Source organism: Variovorax sp. VRV01 (assembly GCF_014852545.1).
Lineage (GTDB): Bacteria > Pseudomonadota > Gammaproteobacteria > Burkholderiales > Burkholderiaceae_C > Variovorax > Variovorax beijingensis_A.
Genome location: NZ_JACVBS010000063.1, coordinates 1 through 497, shown reverse-complemented (window position 1 = coordinate 497; position 497 = coordinate 1). Strand labels below are relative to the sequence as shown.

The 497-nt window shown below is 69.2% G+C and carries 1 protein-coding gene; it reads right to left on the bottom strand.

All coding sequences use genetic code 11. The annotated features are described in order from the left end of the window. The coding region (locus tag IB278_RS33605) for an AMP-binding protein (protein ID WP_192328863.1) at positions 1-497 on the bottom strand (497 nt) is incomplete at both ends.

Genomic DNA, 497 nt, shown 5'->3' with positions numbered 1-497 from the left:
TCGGGGTTGATGGGCTCGCCCACCGAGCCGAGGATGCGCAGGCTGTCCAGGTTCCAGTTCTTCGGGTGCACCTTCTCGTCCGATTCGGCGGCCTTGATGAGCGAGCGGATGGCGGTGGGGGCGGTGTAGAAAACACTGACCTGGTGGCGCTCGATCATCTGCCAGAAGCGCCCGGCGTGCGGGAAGGTGGGGATGCCCTCGAACACGACCTGGGTGGCGCCGGCGGCCAGCGGGCCGTAGGCGACGTAGGTGTGGCCGGTGATCCAGCCGATGTCGGCGGTGCACCAGAAGACGTCCTCGGGCCGGATGTCGAAGGTCCAGTCCATGGTGAGCCGGGCCCACAGCAGGTAGCCGCCGGTGGCGTGCTGCACGCCCTTGGGCTTGCCGGTGGAGCCGGAGGTGTAGAGGATGAAGAGGGGGTGCTCGGCGTTCACGGGGACGGGGGCGCACTCGGTGCTCTGGCCGGCCAGCGCCTCGGCGAAGGTCTTGTCGCGGCC